The sequence below is a fragment of the Nocardioides sp. P4_G4 genome (assembly GCF_056401085.1).
In genome coordinates this window covers 30477-44804 of record NZ_JBFUKA010000009.1, presented here as the reverse complement: position 1 = coordinate 44804, position 14328 = coordinate 30477, and the positions used below count along the sequence as shown (strand labels likewise).

Genomic DNA, 14328 nt, shown 5'->3' with positions numbered 1-14328 from the left:
GCTCAGATCGCCATACTGGCCCGATGCTCTCGCTCAACGGACCCTGCGCCGACGACGCATCCATCTGCAACTTCGTCTACTCCGAGACCGACAGCACGGTCGCGGCGAACATCGCCGACTGGGTGGTCGGCAAGCCCCTCGCCCTGCTCGGCCTGGCCCTGGTGGGGCTGATCGTCCGGTGGGTCATGCACCGGGTCATCGACCGTCTCGTCAAGCGGGCCGAGACCGGGATGCTCCCCACCCGGGTGAGCCGCGCGGTCACCGGCGGAAAGGTGGGCACGGCCCTCAACCTCCACGAGGCCGCCGGAGCCACGCGGCGGGTGCAGCGCGCCCAGACGATGGGGACACTGCTCAAGAGCATCGTCACCGGGATCATCCTGGCGATCGTCGTGACGATGATGCTGAGCGAGATCGGCGTCAACATCGCGCCCATCATCGCCAGCGCCGGGATCCTGGGCCTCGCGCTCGGCTTCGGCGCCCAGAGCCTCGTCTCGGACTTCCTGTCCGGCATCTTCATGATCTTCGAGGACCAGTACGGCGTCGGGGACGTCGTCGACCTCGGCGAGGCCTCCGGCACCGTGGAGGCGGTCAGCCTGCGCGTCACGCGCCTGCGCGACGTCAACGGCACGGTCTGGTACGTCCGCAACGGCGAGATCCTCCGTGTCGGCAACATGAGCCAGAACTGGGCGCGCACCGTGCTGGACGTCACCGTCGGGTACACCGAGGACCTGGTGCAGGTCCGGCGGGTCCTGCAGGAGGTCGCCCACGACCTGTGGGACGACGAGGACTTCCGCGGCCTGGTGATCGAGGAGCCGGAGGTGTGGGGCGTCGAGTCGCTCGGCGTCGACGGGATCGTCGTCCGGGTCACGCTCAAGACCGCACCGCTGGAGCAGTGGGGCGTGGCGCGGGAGATGCGGGCACGCATCAAGGCCCGCTTCGAGCACGAGGGGATCAACCTCGCCGTGGCGCAGCGCGTCATGTGGCAGGAAAGTGCTCCCGCCGCCGCCACGCACGCGGGGAGCGACGCGGGTCCGGAACCCCAGGGCTAGGCGTGCCCAGCCCGGACGGGTCCCGGACCCTGCCGTCCGGGTCAGGAGAGTGCGGCGTCCAGCGTGATCGGGACGGCCGAGAGCGCCTGGGAGACCGGGCAGCCGGCCTTGGCCTCCTCGGCGAGCTTCACGAAGGTCTCGTTGTCGAGGCCCTCGACGACACCGCGGACCGTGATCTTGATGCCGGTGATGCCGGTGCCGGGGGTGAAGTCGACGGCGGCCTGGGTGTCGAGCGCGGTCGCCGGCGTGTCGTTCTTGGCCAGGCCGTTGGAGAAGGCCATCGAGAAGCAGGACGAGTGGGCGGCCGCGATGAGCTCCTCGGGGCTGGTCTTGCCGTTGGCCTCCTCGGCGCGGGAGGGCCACGACACGTCGTACGTGCCGATCCCGGAGGACTCCAGGGTGACCTTGCCGGCGCCCTCGAAGAGGGTGCCCTCCCAGTGAGTGGTCGCAGTGCGGGTCGTGGGCATGCTGAGCTCCTGTTGCGTCGGGGACACGGTTCCTCCGGAGTCTTCCACGCCCACCCACGTCTCCCGATGCGGCCGTCTCACCCTCCGCTCGGCACAATGGCCCGGTGAGCACCTTCTACGACGAGATCGGCGGCGAGGAGACGATCCGCCAGATCGTGCACACCTTCTACGAGGGCGTGGCGCAGGACGAGGTGCTTCGCCCGCTCTACCCGGAGGAGGACCTCGCTCCCGCCGAGGAGCGCTTCGCGCTGTTCCTGGTCCAGTACTGGGGCGGGCCGACGACCTACTCGGACACGCGCGGGCACCCCCGGCTGCGGATGCGGCACGCGCCCTTCGCGGTGACCCCGCTCGCGGCCGAGCGCTGGTTGGTGCACTTCCGCGCCGGGCTCGACAAGGCGTCGCTGCCGCCCGAGCAGGACGCCCGGTTCTGGGACTACGTCACCCACGCGGCCCAGTTCATGGTCAACACCCTGGAGTGAGGCCGGCCGTCGACCGGGCGCTCAGGCCTCCAGCGCGGCCAGCATCGCCGCGCGGTGCTCGGGACCGGGGTCGACCGAGCGTCCGGTGACCGGGTCGAAGCAGACCAGCACCACCCGCGCCCGGGAGAGCACCAGGTCTCCGTCGCGGATCTCGGACTCGATGGTGAAGGACCGCGTCCCGACGTGGGTGACCCGCGACCACACGTCGTACGGCTCCGGACGGAAGAGGATCGGAACCTTGTAGTCGACGTCGGTCTGGGCGACCACGACCCGGGTCTCGCCGGCACCGGGCATGTGCTCGACGAGGTCGCGCATCAGCGGGATGCGCGACTCCTGGAGGTACTCGAAGTACTTCACGTTGTTGACGTGCCCGTAGACGTCGACATCGGAGAAGCGCACGTGGAGGGGGAAGTGGCCCGGCTCCCAGGACTGCACCGGGCGCAGCCGCGGGCTCCCGGGACCGCCCTCCTCGAGGAAGGGCGCGAGCACGCCCTTCTCCTCGGGTGTGAGGCGTCGAGGGCGCTCGATGGCGAAGACGTACGGCGTCAGGACGGTGCTGGCCCGGACGTACGTCGTGCGGACGCCGTCCGCGTCCTCGTCGAAGATCTCGTAGGCCATCGTGAAGCTGGCCGCGCGGACCTCGGTGACCCAGCACTCGATGCTGACCGGTCGGAAGCGGAAGGTCAGCGGAGCGAGGTACGCGACCTCGTGGCGCACCACCACGACGCCCTCGGCCAGGTCGTCGGCCCGCGCGTCAGGGGCGTGGAGGCGCAGCATGTCGACCCGCGCCTCCTGCAGGTAGTCGACGTACACCACGTTGTTGACATGGCCCAGGAGGTCGAGGTCGGCCCAGCGGAGGGGGCACTCGTAGCGATGGCGCACGACTCGATGGTCGCAGAGTCCGGCGCCGCGTGGCGCGTGGCGCCGCCCGCTGGATCAGTGGGGATCGATCAGTGCGCGAAGTGCAGCTGGCCGTAGTAGGTGCCGATCGACTCGGAGCGGGCGAGGCGCACGCGGTGGTTGACCACGAAGAAGTCGGTGGCGACGGCGACGACGGCGACCAGGGCCACGGCGGCGACGACGAAGAACGCGGTGACGAAGGGGGCGATGTTCGGAAGCATCTGGAAGGTCATGGCAAGTCCTTTCTACATCTGTAGAATCTCTACATTTGTAGAGACTACGCCGCCCCCGCCGGGTCCACAAATGCGGCGGTAGTGTCGTCGCTCACCCCAGGAGGTCCGTTGCCCGCACCGCAGTCCCCCCGTCGCCGCGAGATCCTCGACGCCGCCGTCGTGGTGCTGGCGGGTCACGGACTGAAGGGGCTGACCCACCGGGGCATCGACCGGCAGGCCGGACTGCCCGAGGGCAGCTCGTCGGCCTACTTCCGCAGCCGTGCCGCGCTCCAGCAGGCCGTGGCCGAGCACGTCTCGGACCGGCTGGTCCAGGACGTCGCCGACCTGTCCGACACCCTGGCCGCCGGCGACCACAGCGTGGCCCAAGCGGTCCTCGAGACCGGGGCGCTCTTCCGCCGCTGGCTCTCCCACCCCGAGCTGGTGCTGGCCCGTCTCGAGCTCACCCTCGCCGCGACCCGCGACGACGAGCTGGCGGTGGCGATGACCTCCTGGCGCGCACAGCTCGTCGAGCTCGTACGACGCACGCTCGGGGCCGGCGGTCGCCCCGACGACGCCACCCACGCCGCCACCATCGTGGCGGCCCTGGACGGGGTGCTCCTCGCCGCCCTGCAGCGCCCCGCCGGACAGCGGCCGGCGTTCCTGCGCTCGAGCCTGGAGCTGCTCCTCGGGTCGCTGGTCGAGCCACCGGCTCCCGCATGACCCAGACCACACGAGAACGTGTTCCACCTGTGTGCGAGCCCGTCTAGGGTGAGCCACGCGACACCCGACCGTCCCCGAGATCCGGAGTTCCCATGCCTGAGGCAGTGATCGTTTCCGTAGCGCGTTCCCCCATCGGCCGCGCCAACAAGGGGTCCCTGGTGGACTTCCGGCCCGACGACCTGAGCGCCCTGATCGTGCGGGCCGCGCTGGACAAGATCCCCGACCTCGACCCGCACACGGTCGACGACCTCTACCTCGGCTGCGGCCTGCCCGGTGGCGAGAGCGGCAACAACATGGGCCGGGTCGTCAACGTCCTCAACGGCATGGACGACGTCCCCGGCGCGACCATCACCCGCTACTGCGCCTCCTCGGTGCAGACCACCCGGATGGCCTTCCACGCCATCAAGGCCGGCGAGGGCGACATCTTCATCTCCGCCGGCGTCGAGACGGTGTCCCGGTTCTCCAAGGGCACCTCCGACCACATCCCCCACACCGTCAACCCCCTCTTCGGCGACGCCCAGACGCGCACCGCGAAGACCGCCGAGGGTGGCGTGGACTGGCACGACCCCCGCGAGGACGGCCAGCTCCCCGACGCCTACATCGCCATGGGCCAGACGGCCGAGAACGTCGCCCGCATGCGCGGCCTGTCGCGCCAGGAGCTCGACGAGTTCGGCGTGCGGTCGCAGAACCTCGCCGAGAAGGCCATCAACGACGGCTTCTGGGCCCGCGAGATCACTCCCGTCACCACCCCCGACGGCACCGTCGTGTCCACCGACGACGGTCCGCGGGCCGGCGTCACCTACGACGCGATCAAGGACCTCAAGCCGGTCTTCCGCCCGGACGGCGTGGTCACCGCCGGCAACTGCTGCGCCCTCAACGACGGCGCCGCCGCGGTGGTCGTCATGTCCGACACCAAGGCCGCCGAGCTCGGACTCACCCCGCTCGCGCGGATCGTCTCCACCGGCGTCTCCGGCCTGTCCCCCGAGATCATGGGCCTCGGCCCCGTCGAGGCGACCAGGCGCGCGCTGGCGCACGCCAACATGAGCATCGGCGACATCGACCTCGTCGAGATCAACGAGGCGTTCGCCGCCCAGGTGGTGCCGTCCTACCAGGACCTGGGCATCGACATCGACCGCCTCAACGTCAACGGCGGCGCAATCGCGGTCGGCCACCCCTTCGGCATGACCGGCGCCCGCCTCCAGAACACGATGATCAACTCGCTGGACTGGCACGACAAGACCACCGGTCTGATCACCATGTGCRTCGGCGGCGGCCAGGGCATGGCGCTGATCCTCGAGCGCATCGGCTGAGGCCCGCCCCGGGCGGTTCGGCTGCACGGCCGGACCGCCATGGTTAGGGTCGAGGCCGACGGGCACGGTCCCGTCCCCCGACACCGCACAAGGAGAACGCCACCATGTCCCCCGTAGCCCACGAGCCCCAGTGGCTCGACGAGGACCAGCAGCGCTCGTGGCGCGCCCTCGTGGTCGGCACGACCCTCCTCATGGACCGCCTCGACGACGACCTCCGGCGGGAGTTCAACATCTCGCTCACCGAGTACGAGATCCTCGTCCGGCTCTCGGAGCGTCCCGGGCGGTCCCTGCGGATGGCCCAGCTCGCCGACGCCCTGGCCCACTCCCGCAGCCGGGTGACCCACACGGTCGACCGCATGCAGCGGGCCGGGTACGTCGTCCGTGGCAGCACCCCCGAGGACGGCCGCGGCATCGTCGCGACGATGACCGACAAGGGCTACGAGCTGCTGGTGGAAGCGGCCCCCCGCCACGTCGAGGGCGTCCGCGCCCACCTCGTCGACCGCGTCGACGGCACGGACTTCGCGGCCGTGGGCCGCGCGATGGACGCAGTCACCGACCACCTCATCAGCGCGCACCCGGAGATGGACCTGCGCCACGGCGCCGCCGGCTCCTGACCCACCCGGTCACCTGGGGGCACCGCACGAGGACGGCCCGGCACGCGATGCGTGCCGGGCCGTCGTACGTGCTCGTCCTGGGTCTTGCGGGTGCGTCAGTCGCGCGTCAGGCGGCGGTGCGTCACCCGGTGCGGACGGGCGGCCTCGACGCCGAGGCGCTCGATCTTGTTCTCCTCGTAGGAGGCGAAGTTGCCCTCGAACCAGAACCACTTGGCGGGGTCCTCGTCGTCGCCCTCCCACGCCAGGATGTGGGTGGCGACGCGGTCCAGGAACCACCGGTCGTGCGAGGTGACCACGGCACAGCCCGGGTAGTCGAGCAGGGCGTCCTCGAGCGCGGAGAGCGTCTCGACGTCCAGGTCGTTGGTGGGCTCGTCGAGCAGCAGCACGTTGCCGCCCTGCTTGAGCGTCAGCGCGAGGTTGAGACGGTTGCGCTCACCACCGGAGAGGACACCGGCCTTCTTCTGCTGGTCGGGGCCCTTGAAGCCGAACGAGGCGACGTACGCCCGCGAGTTCATCTCGAAGTTGGCGACCTTGATGAAGTCGAGCCCGTCGGAGACGACCTCCCACACGTTCTTCGTGGGGTCGATGCCGCCGCGGCTCTGGTCGACGTAGGAGAGCTTGACCGTCTGCCCGACCACGAGCTCGCCGCTGTCGGGCTTCTCATCACCCGTGATCATCCGGAACAGCGTGGTCTTGCCGACACCGTTGGGACCGACGATGCCGACGATGCCGGCACGGGGCAGCGTGAAGGAGATGTCGTTCCACAGCGTGCGGCCCTCGAAGCCCTTCACCAGGTGACGGCCCTCGAGCACCACGTCACCGAGCCGCGGGCCCGGCGGGATGTTGATGTCGGCGGTGTCGATCTTGCGGGCCTTGTCGGCCTCGTTGGCCATCTCCTCGTAGCGGGCCAGCCGCGACTTGGACTTGGTCTGGCGGGCCTTGGCGTTGGAGCGCACCCACTCGAGCTCCTTCTCGAGCATCTTGGCGCGCTTGACGTCCTTCTGACCCTCGATCTTGAGGCGTTCCTTCTTGGTCTCGAGGTACGTCGAGTAGTTGCCCTCGTAGGGGTGCGTCTTGCCCCGGTCGAGCTCGAGGATCCACTCCGCGACGTTGTCGAGGAAGTAGCGGTCGTGGGTGATGGCCAGGACGGCGCCCGGGTAGTCCTTGAGGTGACCCTCCAGCCACTGCACCGACTCAGCGTCGAGGTGGTTGGTGGGCTCGTCGAGGAGCAGCAGGTCGGGCTGCTGGAGCAGCAGCTTGCACAGGGCGACGCGGCGGCGCTCACCACCGGAGAGGTTGTCGACGAGGGCCTCGGGCGGCGGGCAGCGCAGGGCGTCCATGGCCTGGTCGAGACGGCTGTCGAGGTCCCAGGCGCTGGCGTGGTCGAGGTCGGTCTGGAGGTCGCCCATCTCGGCCAGCAGGGTGTCGAAGTCCGCGTCGGGGTCGGCCATCATCTCGGAGATCTCGTTGTAGCGGTCGAGCTTGCCCTTGATCTCGTGGACGGCCTCCTCGACGTTCTCCAGGACGGTCTTGCCCTCGGTCAGTGGGGGCTCCTGCTGGAGCATCCCCACCGTCGCGCCGGGGTCGATGATCGCGTCGCCGTTGTTGGCCCTGTCGAGCCCGGCCATGATCTTGAACAGCGACGACTTGCCGGTGCCGTTGGGGCCGACGACCCCGATCTTGGCGCCGTGCAGGAACGAGAGGGTGACGTTGTCGAGGACGACCTTGTCACCGTGGGCCTTGCGCACGTTGCGCAAGGTGAAGACGTATTCAGCCATGGCCCCGAGCCTACGGGTCACGGCACCCCGCTGGACAACCGAGGACGCCCGGGCAGCACCGGCCGGATGGTGCCCGGGTCGTGCCCCCGGTCGTGAGCCTCGCTCAGGCGGCCTCGGCCGGCTCCTCGTCCGGGACGACCTCGACGGCCTCCCCCGACGTGTCCCCCGACGTCGGTGCCGATGCGGGGTCCCACGGGTCGCTGCCCGCGACCCGGTCGTCCTGGGCGGTCGCCTTGGTGTAGAGCGAGGTGCCTCGGGCCAGGTCGTGGCCCACGGAGGTCGCGGTCACGACGAGCTGGGTGCCCGAGGTGCCGTCCTCACGCACCCACACGTCGGCCTCGAGCCGCCCGGTGATCAGCACCGGGTCGCCCACGCGCAGCGACTCCTTGACGTGACCGGCCAGCCGCCGCCACGCCTTGACCTTGAACCACGTCGTGTCCCCGTCGCCCCACTCGCCGTCCTTGCGTCGCCGCGGCGTGCTGGCCACGCGGAAGGTCGCGAGCGCCTGGCCGCCGGCGTCCTGGAGCTGCACCTCGCTGCCGACCCGGCCGTTCAGGGTCACGTAGGTCTCGTTCATCTCATGCCTCCTCGGGTGGGGCGGCACGTCCGCCCCCGTGGACCCAAGGCTGCGCAACCGCACCGACACCACGTCGTACGACGCCCGCTCCCTGTGGAGGGGACGGGGTCGCCGGGTGGCTGTGGAGACCCAACGGCCCGCGACGGTGCTACGTCAGCGCGGCGGCCAGGCCCTCGCTCACCGTCGTGTAGGACGCGAGCTCGGCCCGGATCGGCTCCACGACGATCTCCTGGGAGACCCCCGAGATGCCGTCGCGCAGCCGCTTGTCGGCCGCGCGGGCGCGCTTCCTGGCCGTGAGGGAGACGAGCAGCCGGCAGACCAGCGCCAGAAACACCCCGACGGCGATCCCGCCGAGCAGCATGACCGTGGGGATCGGGATGCCGCCCCACTCGGGGGTGGAGCCCCCGTCGAAGCCGAGGTAGGCCGCCCCGAAGAGCGCGCCCAGCCACACGAAGCCGGCGACCGCGACGAGGATCAGCGCCCACTGCAACAGCCGGACCAGGCCGGCCCAAGCGGGGATCCGGTCCGCCCCGAGGTCGGTCGAGGCGACGGCCTTGTCCAGCCGGTCGCCGAGGTCGGGCAGCCGCGAGACCGACGCCCGGCGGATCGCGCTCGTCCACGCCGGGGCCATGCCCTCCGTGACCTGGTCGGCCAGCGCACGGACCTCGGTGTCGACCCGGGCCCGCTGGACGCCGGTGGCCTGGGGCACCGAGGTGCGCGCGGAACCGGTGAGCTCCTTGCCCGCGGAGCCGAGGTCGAGGTGGAGCCGCTTGAGGGGGTCCGGCTTGAGCTTGGAGAACCAGGCGACGACCGGCCAGCCGGTGGCCCGGTTGGCCCGCATCCGGGTGGACGTCTCCACGGCCCGGACCACGGTCGGCACGCCGGCGGCGTCGGCGAAGGCGTCGTCGAGCGCCGCGACCCGCTCGGCGGACAGGGATCGGCTCTTGGCCGTCCCCGACGCCTCCTGGACGCGCTCGGCGGCGCTGCGGATGTCGGCGGAGAGGCGGGCGCGGGTGGCCTTCTTCTCCGCCACCTTCGCGGCGATGGCCGCCCGGAGGTCGGGGATCCCGATGCCGTGGCGGGCACTGACGCCGACCACCGGCACCCCGGCCAGGCCGTCGGCCTCGAGCAGGCGGCGTACGTCCGCGAGCATGCCCTCGCGGCGGTCCTCGGGCACGGTGTCGATGTGGTTGAGAACGACCATCATCACGTCGCGGTGCGCGTTGAGGGGCGCGAGGTAGCGGTCGTGGATGGCGGCGTCGGCGTACTTCTGCGGATCGAGGACCCACACCAGCATGTCGGCCAGCTTGACCAGCCGGTCCACCTCGAGGTGGTGGGAGACCTCGGTGGAGTCGTGGTCGGGCAGGTCGAGCAGGACGACGCCCTGCAGCTGGGGGTCCTCGCGGCCCGGGGAGAGCATGGAGTCACGGGTGACCTGGTGGCGTGCCGGGATTCCGAGCCACTCGAGCAGCTCCTCGGCACCGTCGCGGCCCCACACGCAGGCGGTCGCCCACGAGGTCGTGGGCCGCCGGACCCCGACGGCCGACAGCTCGAGCTCGGTCAGCGCGTTGAAGGTGGACGACTTGCCGGAGCCAGTCGCCCCGGCCAGGGCGACCACGGTGTGCTCGGCGGACAGCTTGAGGCGACTGGAGGCCCGGTCGACGACACCCTGCGCGTCGTCGAGGATCGCGTCGTCGACGCGTCCGCGCGCGCCGTCCACGGCCTGCTCGAGGCCCTGCACGCGTGCACCGATGTCAGAACTCCGGGAGAGGCGCTTCTTGGCCCCCTCGAGCAAGGACGACATGTTCTCCCTCGTCGACTGCAGGTTGGATCGGGGTCCCACCCTAAGCGTCCGGGGTCGGCGCAGCCGCCTCCGCACCCTCCGGGGTGACCTGCGGCGTCCCCGCCGTGCTCGCGGCGAAGCGCAGGTCATCGACGCGACGTGCCGCCGTGCGCAGCTTCTCGGGGGTCTCCGGGGAGATCTCCAGGCCGTCGAGGAGCTCGAGGTAGCGTCGGCGCTCCCCCTCCAGCAGGTCGCTCACCTTGACCTCGAGGTCGCGCCGGGCCCGGTCGGCCAGCGACCGCACGGCCTGGTCGCCGAAGACGGCCTCGAGGAGCTTCTGCCCGAGCACCGCCGAGCCGCCGGCGATCCCGGCCTCGGCGCCGGTGACCCCGGCGGTGTGCGCGAAGACGACGACCATCAGCGCGACCGAGAGACCGTTGACACCGAAGGCCAGGAAGCGGGCGGTCGAGCGCTTGTCGGCGCCCTCGGTGCGCACCATGTCGAGCACGTCGGACTGCCAGTCGCGGACCGCACGCTCCGCGCGACGACGGAAGTCGCGCGACGCCCGGCCGAGGTCCTCGCCGCCCTGCGACAGAAGGATCTGCCCGGCAGCGGTGGACTGCCACGAGGCCTCGGACCGCTCGGCTGCGGCCTCGGCGTGCTCGAGGATCAGGGTCTCGAGGCCCGACTCCACGGCCACGGTCACGCGCTCGGCCTGCTGGGGCTTGCCCTTGACCGCGTTGACCACGCGGTCGCGCAGCCACCCGACCCGGGTCTCCAGCGACTTGAGCAGCTCCCCGGTGCCGACGAACTCCTGCCAGCGGGCGAGCACCTCGCCGCGCAGCAGCGTGCCGTCGGCCGACGCCTCGGAGACCGCCTCGACGGCCTGGTCGTAGGACCGGTTCACGTCCTCGCGCAGGCGGCGTACGGCGTCGACCTGCTCGGTCGCGGCATCGGCGACCGAGTGCGTACGACGCGACAGGGTGCGGATCGCGCCCTCCAGGGTCTGGCGGACCACGGCGGAACGGGCCTCGGAGTCGGCCGCCAGGGAGTCCAGCCAGGCGCGGATGTCGGCGACCGACTCACGGGGCAGCAGCCCGTCCTCGGTCACCCCGCCCTCGGTGACGGTGAAGAGCGGCGAGTCCTTGAGACCGCGGGAGGCGAGCATCCGGGCGAGGTGCGTCGACACCGTCTCGACGGCCTCGGGCGGGGTGCGGTCGAGCACGATCGCGACGGCGGCCGATCGCTCCGCGGCCTTGCGCAGGAACTCCCAGGGCACCTGGTCGGCGTACCGCGCGGCCGAGGTGACGAAGAGCCACAGGTCGGCGGCGGCGAGCAGCTGGGCGGCCAGCGTGCGGTTGCGCTCCTCCACCGAGTCGATGTCGGGGGCGTCGAGGATGGCCAGGCCGGCCGGCACCGTCTCGGATGACACGAGCTGGAGCGCCTCGGGGTCGTTGGTGCTGCGCGAGACCCGTTCGAGCTCGGGCAGCAGGCGGTCCTGGCCGAACCACTGTGCGTCGGCCGGGTTGTGCACCAGGACCGGCGACCGTGTCGTCGGGCGCAGCACGCCGGGCTGGGTGACCCGGGTGCCGACGAGCGAGTTGACCAGCGTGGACTTGCCGGCACCGGTGGAACCGCCGACGACGGTGAGCAGGGGCGCGTCGATCGTCATCAGGCGCGGGATGACGTAGTCCTCGAGCTGGTCGACCATCTCCCCCTGCGCCACCCGCTGGTCGGGGGCCGACGGCAGCTCCAGCGGCAGCCGGACCTCCTGCAGCGCGCCGCGCAGCCGCACGAGAGCGGTCAGCATCTTCGTGCTGTCGGCGCTCTCCTGTCGGGACTGGAGCTCGGTCATCGGGTGGGTACCACCTGTCCGGGGAAGGCAATGTAGGGGCGTACGGCGTTGAGCTGCTGCAGGTAGTCGTGCCCCCGCTCGGCGAAGTCGCGTGGTGCCGTCCCGCGAAGATAGCGGTGATGGAGGTAGGCGAGCTCTATCGCGGCGGCCTGGTACTCGCGCATGGCGCGTTCACCGTGGGCTCCCCCACCCCTACGGGCGAACGCACGGGCGTGGCGGCGGGCCCGCAGGTCGACCAGCCAGGGGATGTCGGTGGCGGGGATGAGTCCGCGGTCGGCGGCGTCCTCGAGGGCGGCACGCATCATCCCGCGCTCGGAGCGGCGCCGGTAGAGCGCGAACGCGACGAACCCCAGGAAGGCCGGAAGCATCAGGGTGCCGTAGAGCACCAGGAAGTTGTCGGTGCCCGACAGGGTGGCGGTGTTCCACAGGCTGTGCGCGAGCACGGCCGCGACGTAGCCGAGGACCGGCAGCAGCACTCGCCTGGACATCCTGCGCGACGTCACGGCCAGGCCGACCCCGACGCCGATGAAGGCGGTGAAGAAGGGGTGCGCGAAGGGGCTCACGATGCAACGCAGGATGAACGTGCCGGTCAGGGCGTCGGTGCCACCCGGCCCGAGGCCGTCGGTGCCGTCGTACGCCGCCGCGAGGTAGAGGATGTTCTCGGTGAAGGCGAAGCCGATGCCGACCATGCCCGCGTAGACGATGCCGTCCAGGACGCCGTCGAGCTCGTGGCGGCGCCACCACAGGAGCAGCACGAGGAAGGCTCCCTTGGTCAGCTCCTCGGTAACCGGCGCCAGGACGGACAGGCTCTCGCTGTCGCTCGCGCCACCGGCGATGCCGATGCCCTGGAAGGTCAGCGCCGCTGCGGTCGCCACGAAGGCTCCCCACAGCAGGCCGGCCACCAGCAGGGAGCGTGGCTCGGGCTCGTAGCGGTCGAGCCACATGAAGCACCCGACCAGCGGCCCCACCGGGAGAGCCGCCAGCAGCGCGGCCAGGGCCAGGGACCCGGGGGCACCCGACAGGGCGATGACCAGGGCCATCACGAGGGCGCCGAGCAGCACCAACCCCGTCACGACGACGGTGAAGGCAACGCTGTCGCGACGGCGTCTCGGCATGCGCGGAAGCCTAACTGAGCACCTCCGTCGCCCCGGCGTACAGTGACCGCGTGAACGAGGAGCAGCCCACCGAGCCCGACGTCGCCACCTCCGAGACCGGTGCGCCGCTGGCCACCGAGTCGCACGACCCGGCCGTGCCCGCGGCGTACGCCGCCTTCATGCGCACCGGGTGGGGCGAGCGCGAGCTCGACGTCCCGCGGCACCCGATCACCGAGCACGCCGCACGCCGCCGCGAGGCCTTGGCCGCCGCCTTCCCGGGCGAGCGCCTCGTACTGCCGGCCGGCACCTTCAAGGTGCGGGCCAACGACACCGACTACCGGTTCCGTCCGGACACCGCGCACACCTACTTCTCCGGCAACCAGACCTCCGACGCGGTGCTGGTGATCGACGACGGGGAGGCGGTCCTCTACGCGCGACCGCGCTCCGAGCGCGACAGCGACGAGTTCTTCCGCGACCGCCAGTACGGCGAGCTGTGGGCCGGTCGCCGCCCCTCGGCCCGCGAGATCTCCGACTCGCTCGGCATCGAGGTCCGCCACGTGCAGGACCTGCCGTCCTTCGACCCTGAGACGAACGAGGGCCGCAAGACGCGAATTCTCCACTCCGACGAGGACCTGGCCCGCGTGGCCGACGAGCTGCGACTGGTCAAGGACGAGTGGGAGGTCGCCGAGCTGCGGGAGGCCTGCGACATCACCACCCTCGGCTTCGAGGACTCGGTGCGCGAGTGGGACCGCGTCCTCGAGCACGGCGAGCGCTGGATCGAGGGCACCTTCTTCCGCCGTGCCCGCACCATGGGCAACGACATCGGCTACGACTCCATCGTCGGCGGCGGCGCGCACGCCACGACGCTGCACTGGATCGACAACACCGGCCCGATCACCCCGGGCGAGCTCGTGCTCCTCGACATGGGCGTGGAGGGCCGCAACCTCTACACCGCCGACGTGACGCGGACGCTGCCCGTCGACGGCCGCTTCACGCCGGTGCAGCGCGACCTCTACGACCTCGTGCACGCCGCCCAGCAGGCCGGCATCGACGCCGTCCGGCCGGGCGCGCCGTTCCTGGCCGCCCACAACGCGGCGATGGAGATCCTGGCCCACGGCCTGGCCGACCTCGGCCTGCTTCCGGTCTCGGCGCAGGAGGCCCTCGACCCCGAGTCGAAGGTCTACGCGCGCTGGACCCTGCACGGCACCTCGCACATGCTCGGCATGGACGTGCACGACTGCGGCCGCTCCTCCGTCGACATCTACCCCAAGGGCGACCTGACCGAGGGCATGGTGCTGACCGTCGAGCCGGGGCTGTACTTCCAGGAGGACGACCTCCTCGTCCCCGAGGAGCTGCGCGGCATCGGGATCCGCATCGAGGACGACATCCTCGTGACCGCCGACGGCTCGCAGAACCTCTCTGCCGCGCTCCCCCGCACCTCGGCGGAGGTCGAGGAGTGGATGGGCCGGCTGCGCGGCTGAGGAGCCTGC

The 14328-nt window shown here is 71.3% G+C and carries 14 protein-coding genes; 6 read left to right on the top strand and 8 right to left on the bottom strand.

All coding sequences use genetic code 11. From position 1 onward, the window contains the following. Positions 1-23: 23 nt before the first annotated feature. The gene (locus tag AC1DQF_RS03710) at positions 24-1049 is read left to right on the top strand and encodes a mechanosensitive ion channel family protein (protein WP_477523863.1); all 1026 of its coding nucleotides are present in this window, start codon (positions 24-26) and stop codon (positions 1047-1049) included. Positions 1050-1090: 41 nt separating this feature from the next. On the opposite strand, the gene AC1DQF_RS03705 is transcribed toward AC1DQF_RS03710, so the two are convergent. Then, complete coding sequence (locus AC1DQF_RS03705; protein WP_477523862.1) at positions 1091-1516, bottom strand: OsmC family protein; 426 nt, start codon at positions 1514-1516, stop codon at positions 1091-1093. Between the two features lie 104 nt (positions 1517-1620). Here AC1DQF_RS03705 and AC1DQF_RS03700 point away from each other — a divergent pair, with 104 nt between their 5' ends. Next, positions 1621-1995, top strand: a complete 375-nt coding sequence (locus tag AC1DQF_RS03700; RefSeq protein WP_477523861.1) for a globin — start codon at positions 1621-1623, stop codon at positions 1993-1995. 21 nt (positions 1996-2016) lie between these two features. On the opposite strand, the gene AC1DQF_RS03695 is transcribed toward AC1DQF_RS03700, so the two are convergent. Together AC1DQF_RS03695 and AC1DQF_RS03690 are read right to left on the bottom strand one after the other, a co-directional pair. Next, the gene (locus AC1DQF_RS03695; protein ID WP_477523860.1) at positions 2017-2877 is read right to left on the bottom strand and encodes an acyl-CoA thioesterase; all 861 of its coding nucleotides are present in this window, start codon (positions 2875-2877) and stop codon (positions 2017-2019) included. A gap of 68 nt (positions 2878-2945) precedes the next feature. Next, entirely contained in the window at positions 2946-3128 is a 183-nt protein-coding gene (locus AC1DQF_RS03690; RefSeq protein ID WP_477523859.1) for a hypothetical protein, read from the bottom strand. A gap of 108 nt (positions 3129-3236) precedes the next feature. On the opposite strand from AC1DQF_RS03690, the gene AC1DQF_RS03685 reads away from it, so the two are divergent. From AC1DQF_RS03685 to AC1DQF_RS03675, 3 genes are all read left to right on the top strand, one after another. Further along, positions 3237-3827, top strand: a complete 591-nt coding sequence (locus AC1DQF_RS03685; RefSeq protein WP_477523858.1) for a TetR/AcrR family transcriptional regulator — start codon at positions 3237-3239, stop codon at positions 3825-3827. 92 nt (positions 3828-3919) lie between these two features. Continuing rightward, positions 3920-5137: an acetyl-CoA C-acetyltransferase gene (locus tag AC1DQF_RS03680; protein WP_477523857.1), complete on the top strand. Its 1218-nt coding sequence runs from the start codon at positions 3920-3922 to the stop codon at positions 5135-5137. Positions 5138-5241: 104 nt separating this feature from the next. Continuing rightward, on the top strand, positions 5242-5751 hold the full coding sequence (locus AC1DQF_RS03675; RefSeq protein ID WP_477523856.1) for a MarR family winged helix-turn-helix transcriptional regulator: 510 nt from the start codon (positions 5242-5244) through the stop codon (positions 5749-5751). 95 nt (positions 5752-5846) lie between these two features. Here the strand turns inward: AC1DQF_RS03675 and ettA are convergent, their stop codons facing one another. From ettA to AC1DQF_RS03650, 5 genes are all read right to left on the bottom strand, one after another. After that, entirely contained in the window at positions 5847-7529 is a 1683-nt protein-coding gene (gene ettA / locus AC1DQF_RS03670) for an energy-dependent translational throttle protein EttA (protein WP_477523855.1), read from the bottom strand. A gap of 103 nt (positions 7530-7632) precedes the next feature. Beyond that, a complete protein-coding gene (locus AC1DQF_RS03665) occupies positions 7633-8106 on the bottom strand; it encodes a single-stranded DNA-binding protein (RefSeq protein ID WP_477523854.1) in 474 nt (157 codons plus the stop codon). A gap of 148 nt (positions 8107-8254) precedes the next feature. Then, positions 8255-9910, bottom strand: coding sequence for a GTPase (locus AC1DQF_RS03660; RefSeq protein ID WP_477523853.1), 1656 nt, complete (start codon positions 9908-9910; stop codon positions 8255-8257). A 40-nt stretch (positions 9911-9950) separates the two neighbouring features. Beyond that, positions 9951-11744, bottom strand: a complete 1794-nt coding sequence (locus AC1DQF_RS03655) for an ABC transporter (RefSeq protein WP_477523852.1) — start codon at positions 11742-11744, stop codon at positions 9951-9953. Beyond that, the gene (locus tag AC1DQF_RS03650) at positions 11741-12859 is read right to left on the bottom strand and encodes a PrsW family intramembrane metalloprotease (protein WP_477523851.1); all 1119 of its coding nucleotides are present in this window, start codon (positions 12857-12859) and stop codon (positions 11741-11743) included. Before AC1DQF_RS03650 ends, AC1DQF_RS03655 begins: the two co-directional genes overlap by 4 nt. Before the next feature lie 50 nt (positions 12860-12909). Between AC1DQF_RS03650 and AC1DQF_RS03645 the strand changes: the two genes are divergently transcribed. Next, a complete protein-coding gene (locus AC1DQF_RS03645) occupies positions 12910-14319 on the top strand; it encodes an aminopeptidase P family protein (RefSeq protein ID WP_477523850.1) in 1410 nt (469 codons plus the stop codon). Positions 14320-14328: the final 9 nt, after the last annotated feature.